Here is an 8,994-nt window from a genome sequence, read left to right as displayed (position 1 = left end):
CGTTGACCTGGTGGCTATGCCGAGAGGTCCCCACCCGATCCCATTCCGAACTCGGTCGTTAAGCCTCTCTGGGCCGATGGTACTTCGTCTTAAGGCGCGGGAGAGTAGGTCGCCGCCAGGTCTACCAAGCGGATGCAGCCGTCCAAGAACCCTTCAATCCACTACACCAGTACCGGCTTTGCCGCGGGATGGAGCAGCCCGGTAGCTCGTCAGGCTCATAACCTGAAGGTCGCAGGTTCAAATCCTGCTCCCGCACCCAACCTTCCAAACAACACCAAAACGCCGCCCCCAAATCAGGGCGGCGTTTTCCTTTGACCCAACACCCAAAACCTGCCGCAGGGGCGCTCAGGCGAGCGCCTTCTCCAGCAGGAGGGTGGTCAGGCCGCTGTCCCAGACCTTGTCCGGATACTGGTCCATCTCCCGATAGCCTCGGGCCGCGTAGAAGGCCCGGGAGCGGGCGTTGAAGGTGTCGGTCTCGAGCCGCACCTTGGCGTGGCCCGCCCGGGCGATTTCGGCCTCGGCCTCGTCCATCAACCGCCGGCCGATGCCCATCCGGGCATGGCTTGAGCGCACATGCAGGGCGTGGACGAAATCGCCGGCCCAGTTCACGAACCCCACGACCTCGCCGTCGCACTCGGCGACCCGGAACTCGCCGAGCCGGCTGGCGATATAGGCGGCCGGCGGGTCCTCGGCGCGGAAACGCTGCACCGCTTGCAGCGTCACCTGGGGGAACCAGGTGGACTCGTGGGTATCGTAGATCACCTCGCGCAGGGCGGCTGCGTCGGCCGGGCGGGCGCGGCGAATGAGGACGGTGGGGAAGGACGCCATGGGCCCTTGGCTACGGCGCCGCCCCGCGTTTCACAATCCGTCGGCCACCGTCGCCTTCTGCCGGCGACTGGGCGTCAGCCCCACGGGCCGCCCTGAACGTGACGGCGAGGGGCCCTGATCCACCTTCGCCTTGAGCGGCCCGCCGGGAGCTGGTCGCCTGCCGCTAGAAGCCGGAGAGAACGATCTTGCCCATCGCCCTGCCGGCCTCAAGCTTGGCATGGACAGACTTCAGATTGGCGGCGTTGATCGGAGAGAGCACCTCGGTGAGGGTCGTCTTCAGGACGCCGGCGTCGACCAGCTGGGCGACCTCCTCCAAGAGCCTGTGCTGCTCCTCCATGTCCGGGGTCTGGTACAATGATCGGGTGAACATCAGTTCCCAGGCCACGGTGATCGATTTGCGCTTCAACGGGGTGATGTCGAAGGTCGCCGGGTCATCGATCAGGGCGATGCGCCCTTGGGGCGCGACGATCTCGGGGAAGTAGGGAAGCTGCCGGTCGGTGCCGGTGAGGCCGGCCACGCAGTGGACTTCCGGAATGCCGATCCGCGCCAGTTCCCGGTCGAGCGGCTGGTGGTGGTCGATGACATGGTGGGCGCCCATCGACTTGACCCACGCGATGGTCTCGGCGCGCGAGGCGGTGCCGATCACCGTAAGGCCCGTCAGGCGCCGCGCCAGCTGAATGAGGACCGAGCCTACGCCGCCGGCGCCATTGATCACCAGCAGCGAGCGGTCGCCGCGTTTCTGGCCGTAGGGAACCTGCAGTCGGTCGAACAGCAGCTCCCAGGCGGTGATCGAGGTCAGCGGCAGGGCGGCGGCCTGCGCCCAGTCCAGGCTCGCGGGCTTGTGGCCTACAAGCCGCTCGTCCACCGCGTGGAGTTCGGCGTTCGCGCCCGGGCGGCTGAGGTCGCCGGCGTAGTAGACCTCGTCGCCAACCCGGAACCGGGTCACGTCCGGGCCGGCCGCCTCGACGATGCCGGCCGCGTCCCAGCCCAGCACCGCCGCCTAGCCCTCGGCGGGCGGCCGGCCTGCGCGGACCTTGACGTCCACCGGGTTGACCGACACGGCCTTGACCCGGACCAGAACATCGCGCGGGCTCGGCATGGGGGCGTGCAGTTCGAGATCGACCAGGGCGTCCTCACGATCGAGTGGGCCCGCGGCGTAGTAGCCGATGGCTTTCATGGCTTGGGTTTCCTTTCACAGGCCTCGCCTTGCGCGCGGCGAGCCTCTGCCCAGGCGCGCAAGGCGCAGGTGTCAGGACCGGACGAAGGCGAGCAGGTCCGGGTTGATGACGTCGGCGTGGGTGGTGAGCATCCCGTGCGAGTAGCCGGGGTAGATCTTCAGGGTTCCGTTGGGCAGCAGTTCGATCTGCTTCAGGGCGGCGTTCTGGTAGGGCACCACCTGGTCGTCGTCGCCGTGCAGGACGAGGGTCGGCACGGTGATGGCTCTCAGGTCCTCGGTCTGGTCGGTTTCGGAGAAGGCCCTGATGCCTTCGAGATGGGCGAGCGCGCTTCCCATCATCCCCTGGCGCCACCAGTTGTCGATGATGGCCTCCGAGACCTTCGCGCCCGGCCGGTTGAAGCCGTAGAAGGGCCCGGCCGGAACGGCGCGGAAGAACTCCGCCCGGTTGGCGGACAGCGCTTCCCGGAAGCCGTCGAACACCGACAGCGGCGTCCCGTCCGGATTGGCCTCGGTCTGGGCCATGAGGGGCGGGACCGCGGCGACCAGGACGGCCTTGGCGACGCGGCCCTGCGGCTGGCCGAATCCGGCGACGTACCGCGCCACCTCGCCGCCGCCGGTGGAGTGGCCGATGTGGACCGCATTGCGCAGATCGAGCGCCTCGGCGACGGCGGCAGCGTCCGCGGCATAGTGGTCCATGTCGTGGCCGACGTCCACCTGCTGGGACCGTCCGTGCCCGCGCCTGTCGTGCGCGACGACGCGATAGCCGTGGCTCAGGAAGAACAGCATCTGCGCGTCCCAGTCGTCGGACGACAGGGGCCAGCCGTGGTGGAAGACGATCGGCTGGGCGGTCCTGGGTCCCCAGTCCTTGTAGAAGATGTCGACGCCGTCGCGGGTCTTGATGAAGCCGCTGGTCATGAGATCGCTCCTTTCGTGGGTTGGGAGGGCGCGGCGAATGCGCCGCCGATGGTAGGGGGCTGTGTCTTTGGGCGGGGATCAGATGATGCCGCCGTTGGCGCGGAGGACCTGGCCGTTGATCCAGCCGCCGTCGGGGCCGACGAGGAAGGCCACCACCGCGGCCACGTCTTCGGGGCGGCCAATCCGTTCGAGGGGCGAGGCGCGGGCGAGGTGGTCGATGACCTCTTGCGGCTTTCCCCTCAGGAACAGGTCGGTGGCGGTCGGCCCGGGGGCGATCGCATTGACGGTGATGTTCCGGCCGCGCAGCTCCTTGGTGAGGATATGCGTCATGGCCTCGACCCCGGCCTTGGTGGCCGCGTAGGCGCCGTAGGACGGCGCGAACATGCCGACCATGCTGGAGGAGAGGCTGACGATGCGGCCGCCCGTCCGGACACGCGAGGCCGCCTCGCGAAGAACGTTGAAGGCGCCCTTGAGGTTGATCGCGATCTGGCTGTCGAACAGCGCGTCGTCCGTGTCGGCGAGCGGGGCCAGCCGCATGATCCCGGCGTTGTTGACCAGCACGTCGACGCCGCCGAACGCGGTCTCCGCCTCGTCCCAGAGCCGCGCGACGGCCCGGGCGTCGCTGACGTCGGCCCGGATCGCCGTGGCGCTGCCGCCGGACTGTTCAATCTTGCGGACGAGGGCCTCGGCCGCCGCCGCATCGGCGGCGTAGTTGATGACGACGCTGAACCCGTCATGGGCGAGACGGGTCGCGATGGCCGCCCCGATGCCGCGGGAGGCGCCGGTCACCATCGCCGTCTTCATGGTTTCGAGCATGGTCGTACTCCGTCGTTCGGGACGGATGTTCGCGCCGGGGCGGGACGTGGTCTTTCGAGCCTGGATCGGGATTGCGAAAACGACCGACAATCGGCCCACCGGCGTCGGCGGTCCCAGGTCAGGGGGCGCGTGAAGCCCCGTCGCCGTCCGGATTTCGGGGCAGGTGGAGGCGGACCTCGGTTCCGGCGCCAGGCCTGCTTGCGAGTTCGACGAAACCGCCGCTCCGGCGCGCGAAGGTTCTGACGTTGTGCAGGCCGAGGCCGGAGCCTCCCGCGCCCTTGGTGGTGAAGTGCGGCTCGAACGCCCTGGCCGCAACCTCGGCCGGCATTCCGTGTCCGGTGTCTCTCAGACTGATGAGGCAGCAGCCCAGTTCGGCCGGGCAACGGCGGCAGGCGCAGCAGCCGATATGGAGGACGCCGCCGCCGGGCATCGCGTCCCGCGCGTTGACGACAAGGTTCAGGAGGGCGTTCTCGAACGCCTGCTGGTCGCAGGACAGGGGCGGCGCATCCGGGGCGACCGACAGGCGGAGGGCGATGCGATCGCCGATCGCGTGGCGGATCAGGGGCTCCAGGTCCCGCAGAACCACACGGGACGGAAGCGACGGCGTCTCGCGCACGTGGGCGGGCATGAAGAGCCGCGTCGCAAAGACGCTGGCCTTCTCCAGCGCGGCGCTCGCCAGGTCCAGAGCCGTTTCGAGCTCGGCTTCGGGGCCGCCGATCCGGCGCCGGGAGGTGCTGACGGCGCTGACCGCCACCTGCAGAAGATTGCGCAGGTCGTGGATCTCGCTCGACCGTCGCGCGTCGGTCCAGATCACATCCTCGGACTGTTGCATCGGCCCCATGGCTGCTCCCCTGGTGTCCCGAGGCGAGCCGTTCCGCTGGCCCGCCGCCTTCGGGGTAGTCGGGGCCGGGGAAAGCGATCTTCCGAGACCGAACGCCGCTTTTCGGTTCGCACGCCGACGCGAGGCGTCCCAGCCGCGCTTCTCCGGGGCGCTTACGAAATCCTACGGAAGCTTACCGCGCTTGCTTCGTCTTCTCGGGCCGGCCCGCGGAATGTGGCCGTGCGGTGCGATCCAGCGCGCCGCCGACTGCGGCGAGAGGCGCCCATGCTTTCGTTCGACCACATTCCGTATTCCGATGGCTTTGCGAACGTCTACGCGCCCACCGGCGGCCGGTGGCCGATGGCGTCGCCGGCTCTTGAGATCGACGCGCAGCCGCGCACGATGCGCATCGTCGCCCGCCGCCGCCGCGCCTCCTGGCCGCGCTATCACGAGCAGGTCTGCGCCCCGGACCACGCCGTCATCGCCATCGCGCTTCAGGCCGGCCAGTTCGAGCTGCTCGTCGACGGGCGGCCTCTGGAGCAGGGGCGGGTCGCCGCCGGCGCGGCGTACATGGCGCTGCCGGGGACTGCGTCGCGCCTTTCCTTCCGCAGCTCCTGTGACGTTCTGCAGCTCCGCGTTCCGCAGGCGCGCCTCGACGGGATCCTCCGGGCGCATCACGGCGGTTCCGACGTGGCGCTGGATCGGGTGCGGGTCTCGGGGGCGGACCCGACGATCGAGCGACTTGCCGGGACGCTGCTGCTGGCGGACGAGGCGGGCGACGAACCCCAGGCGCTCTTTCTGGATGGCATCGCCCAGGCCATCCTCGTCAGGCTCCTGGACAGCGAGGAAAATCAGTCGGAAACCCGCCGCGTACGGCGTCTGCCCAAGTGGCGGCTGAAGCGGGTCCTAGACCTCATCGAGGCCGACATCGCTCAGCCGTTGCGGCTGGCGGACCTGGCGCGGTGCGCAGGCCTGAGCCGGATGCACTTCGCCGCCCAGTTCCGGGCCGCGATGGGCCTGCGTCCGCACGACTATGTGACGCGCCGGCGCGTGGAGCGGTCGCAGGACCTCCTGCGCCGGACCGACATGCCCCTGGCCGAGATCGCCCTGGCGGTGGGGTTTCAGACCCAGGCCCATTTCACCACGGTGTTTCGGCAACTGTGTGGGGAACCCCCCGGCCGCTGGCGGCGGCTGCAGCGTCTTGAGGCCGCCTAGTCCGGGAGGAGAGCCCGGGCCTCGGCGAGGTCGGGGGTGTCGCCCCCCTCCGTGAACAGAGCGAGCGTCCCGCGCAGAAGCGATCGCGCCTCGTCCGCTCGGCCCGCGCCGATCCACAGGCGTGCGACGGATGTCGCGGCGCGCAGTTCCCATCCGAGCGCGCCCGAAGTCCGTGCGACGTCCAGCGCCCGCAGGTAGCAGCCTTCCGCCGCCTCGATGCGCGGGGCGTCTCCCGCAAGGCGGATGTCGCCCCAGGTGCGAAGCAGTTCCGGCAGGAGATAGGTGGGCATTCCGTCGTCGGCGCTCCGCACGAGCGACGAGACGATCTCTTCGGCGAGGGGCGCCTGACCCACGCGGCACAGGGCTTCTGCGTAGGCGCGCAAGGCGGGATCCAGCACGATGTGCAGGCGGTCCTCGCGAAGGGAGCCGGTGACCCCGGCCAGGACTTCGAGAGCGGCCCCCACGTCGCCTTTCAGCAGGAGCAACTGGCCTCGGAGGGCGATGCTTCCGGCCAGATAAGGCTTCAGCTGGTGCCGTTCCGCGATGCGGTAGACCACCTCGGCCACCTCCTCGCCCCACTCCAGATCCCGCAGCCACAGCGTGAGCCAGCTGGCGTAGAGGTGCGCGATACACATGGAGATCGGATGGTTCTCGGCGCAAACGGCGGCCAGGCCGTGTTTGGTGAGCGCCACCGCGGTCTCGGGCTTGCCCCTCAGCCAGGCGATCAGGCCGCGGGCGATTGTTCCGCGCCAGGCGTGGTCGTATCCGAAATAGGGCGGCGGCCGCTCCCGCATGGTCTCCGCCAACGCATGCCCGTGCTCCAGAAACTGCTCGCCACGCAACGGGTCGCCGATCAGCAGATGGGTGGCGCCGAGCAGCCAGTCGGCGGCCACGCGTTCCGAGGGGCGGCGATCGTCGTCGGCCAGCGCCGCAAACTGCTCCGCGGCGACGAGGGCGCTGCGATAGTCGCCCCGGCGCGTGTGGTAGAGGTTCGAGCCGGCGAGAAGGTGCAGGTGCGTCTCTCGCGCGCCCAGCGCACGGGCCATTTCGAGCCCCCTGTCGATGGCGTCTTCGAGCCGCTGCTGGTTGCCGGCGGTGAACATCAGAGACTGCGCCAGGCTTTCCTGCAGCCTCAGGGCCGGAAGGGTCGGGGCGGCGTCCCGCCCCGTCAGATCTAGCGCGGCGGCGCACCATCTCAGGCACTCCGTGTGCATGGAAAGGTCGCGAAACATCCGCGAGGCATAGGCGGCCAGCTCGAACCCGAAACGCGTGTCGCCGTCCGCCGAAAACGCCCACTCCAGCGCGGCGCGCACATTGCCGACCGCCCGCTCCGCGGTGCGGCGCTCCGGCGGCGGCTGATAGCTCTCCAGCGGATAGACCTCGCTCAGCCGCGCCGCGCACCAGCGGGCATGGCTTTCGGCGACCGCGCGGGCCTCCGCGCTCTCGGCCAGCTTCAGGGATGCGTAGAGGCGGGTCACGTCCAGCATGCGGAACGTCTGCTGGCCCTCGTACGTGGTCATGGCGAGCAGGGACTTGTCGGCCAAGCCCTCTATGGCGCTGACGATCATCCAGGGTTCTTCGCCCTCGAGGCAGGCGACGGACTGCGCGTCCGCGACGCTGAAAGGGCCGCTGAGGATCGAAAGGCGGGCGAGCACGCGCTGTTCCTCGGGCGAAAGCAGCTGGAAGCTCCAGTCCAGCGCCGACTGGAGGGACTGATGGCGGGCGTCGTTGCGCCGTCCCGGCCAATCGAGCATCGCTCGACCGGAAAGGGCCGCCAGCAGCCCCGAGAAGCCGTAGGTGGGCAGGCGGCTGGCCACCATCTCGATGGCGAGGGGGACGCCGTCGAGATGTCGGCAGATTTCGGCCAGCGTGGCGGCGTCCTGGTCGTGAAGTTCGCCGATGTAGCCCCTTGACGCGGCGCGCTCCATGAAGAGCTGGACGGCGGCGGCGGTGATGGCCTCCTCAGCCGACAGGCCGGCCTTCTCGGCGGGGAGCTCCAGGGGCGGCAGGAGGTAGACGCGTTCGTCCTCCGCACGCAGCGCCTCGCGGCTGGTGGCCAGGACCCTAACGCTGGTGTTCCGGAGCAGGGCCGTGGCGAGCTCGCACACCTCGCCGAGCACATGTTCGCAGCAGTCCAGAATGAGCAGCAGGTCCCGGTCTGCGAGGTTCTTCACCAGGGCGTCGAGCAGGTCCTCCCCCTGCCAGGCGCAGCCCAGGGCCGAGGCCACGGTGGGCAGGACGAGATCACCCGCGTGCAAAGCGCCGAGGTCGATGAAGCAGACGTCGGCGCTCGAACTCTCCGCCTGCCGGTGGCCGGCCTCGATGGCGAGGACGGTCTTTCCGAACCCACCCGGGCCGACGATGGTGGTGAGCGGCCGGGTCGAGGACAGGGCTAGAATCTCGTCGAGCGCGCGCGCCCGGCCCAGGAGCCGCTGGCCGCGCCTGGGCAGGCGGACCAGCCGGGCTTCCCCGGACTGCGCCGTGGGCCTTGCCGGCCGCCGCGCGCCGGCGGTTTCGGTGGTGAAGACATAGCCCCGTCCTCTGACATTCAGGATCCGGGCCGGAGTGTCGGGGGCATCGCCGAGCACGCTGCGCAACTGGGCGATCTGGGCGCGGAGATTGGCCTCGTCGACGAAGAGGCCCGGCCAGACGTGGTCCAGGATCTCCCGCTTGGTGACCACTTCGCCGGCCCGCGTGGCCAGGAGGGCGAGCGTATCGAAGGCCCGGTCGCCCAGCGGCGCTTCGACGCCGTCGCGCAGCAGCACTCGCCGCGCGAGCGACAGGCTGAACGGCCCGAAGCGAAGGGTTTCGGCGTCGTCCGCCGTCGCTCCGCCGGCGGGATGAGGCCGGGCCTCACCAAGATTGGGCTTCTCCGGCGGCTCGTGAGGCGCCTCGCGATCCGGGGACGTCGATGTGAAGCTGTGCATGCGGAAACGCTCCGCCCTGGTGGCCCGCCGCAAACGTGAGAGGACGCGGGCGACGTAAATGGGATACCGGCGATCGCGCAACGCCAATCTTCAATGGGCGGGCGGCGGCGGCCCGCAGCTCGCCTGCAGCGAGGGGCGGTGATGAAAGCTTCAGCCCTGGCCGTGGCTGGAGCGGCAGGAGTCCGGCCGGCCGGTGCGCGGCGTACGCCTCCTCACCATGTCCTGGCGTGCGCCGCCCGTCGGTCGCTCAGCCAGTGCGCCAAGCCGCTGCTGGGCGGCGCTGAGGTGCGAGGTTG

Annotated in this window: 8 protein-coding genes, 1 tRNA gene and 1 rRNA gene; 3 read left to right on the top strand and 7 right to left on the bottom strand. The window is 69.9% G+C overall.

Annotated features, from left to right (window positions below):
- The first annotated feature begins 6 nt into the window (after positions 1-6).
- Positions 7-121 (top strand): 5S ribosomal RNA (rrf, locus tag BO64_RS01170).
- Positions 122-182: 61 nt separating this feature from the next.
- Positions 183-259 (top strand) — tRNA-Met (locus tag BO64_RS01165).
- 86 nt (positions 260-345) lie between these two features.
- On the opposite strand, the gene BO64_RS01160 is transcribed toward BO64_RS01165, so the two are convergent.
- The 6 genes from BO64_RS01160 to BO64_RS01135 all read right to left on the bottom strand — a co-directional run bounded on the left by BO64_RS01160 (position 346) and on the right by BO64_RS01135 (position 4,550).
- On the bottom strand, positions 346-828 hold the full coding sequence (locus BO64_RS01160) for a GNAT family N-acetyltransferase (RefSeq protein WP_496401438.1): 483 nt from the start codon (positions 826-828) through the stop codon (positions 346-348).
- A gap of 163 nt (positions 829-991) precedes the next feature.
- The gene (locus tag BO64_RS01155) at positions 992-1,822 is read right to left on the bottom strand and encodes a zinc-binding alcohol dehydrogenase family protein (protein ID WP_496401437.1); all 831 of its coding nucleotides are present in this window, start codon (positions 1,820-1,822) and stop codon (positions 992-994) included.
- Between the two features lie 6 nt (positions 1,823-1,828).
- The gene (locus BO64_RS01150) at positions 1,829-2,005 is read right to left on the bottom strand and encodes a hypothetical protein (RefSeq protein ID WP_496401436.1); all 177 of its coding nucleotides are present in this window, start codon (positions 2,003-2,005) and stop codon (positions 1,829-1,831) included.
- A gap of 72 nt (positions 2,006-2,077) precedes the next feature.
- Complete coding sequence (locus tag BO64_RS01145) at positions 2,078-2,920, bottom strand: alpha/beta fold hydrolase (protein WP_496401435.1); 843 nt, start codon at positions 2,918-2,920, stop codon at positions 2,078-2,080.
- Positions 2,921-2,998: 78 nt separating this feature from the next.
- Positions 2,999-3,736 carry an SDR family oxidoreductase gene (locus BO64_RS01140; RefSeq protein ID WP_496401434.1) on the bottom strand — a complete coding sequence of 246 codons (738 nt, stop codon included), beginning with the start codon at positions 3,734-3,736 and terminating at the stop codon, positions 2,999-3,001.
- 118 nt (positions 3,737-3,854) lie between these two features.
- A complete protein-coding gene (locus BO64_RS01135) occupies positions 3,855-4,550 on the bottom strand; it encodes a sensor histidine kinase (RefSeq protein ID WP_496401433.1) in 696 nt (231 codons plus the stop codon).
- A gap of 291 nt (positions 4,551-4,841) precedes the next feature.
- Here BO64_RS01135 and BO64_RS01130 point away from each other — a divergent pair, with 291 nt between their 5' ends.
- Positions 4,842-5,771, top strand: coding sequence for a helix-turn-helix domain-containing protein (locus BO64_RS01130; protein WP_496401432.1), 930 nt, complete (start codon positions 4,842-4,844; stop codon positions 5,769-5,771).
- Here the strand turns inward: BO64_RS01130 and BO64_RS01125 are convergent.
- Positions 5,768-8,698 carry an ATP-binding protein gene (locus BO64_RS01125; protein ID WP_496401431.1) on the bottom strand — a complete coding sequence of 977 codons (2,931 nt, stop codon included), beginning with the start codon at positions 8,696-8,698 and terminating at the stop codon, positions 5,768-5,770. The genes BO64_RS01130 and BO64_RS01125 overlap by 4 nt on opposite strands.
- Between the last annotated feature and the right edge of the window lie 296 nt (positions 8,699-8,994).

This window comes from Phenylobacterium composti DSM 19425 (assembly GCF_059568645.1).
This window is presented reverse-complemented; position numbering and strand designations above follow the sequence as displayed.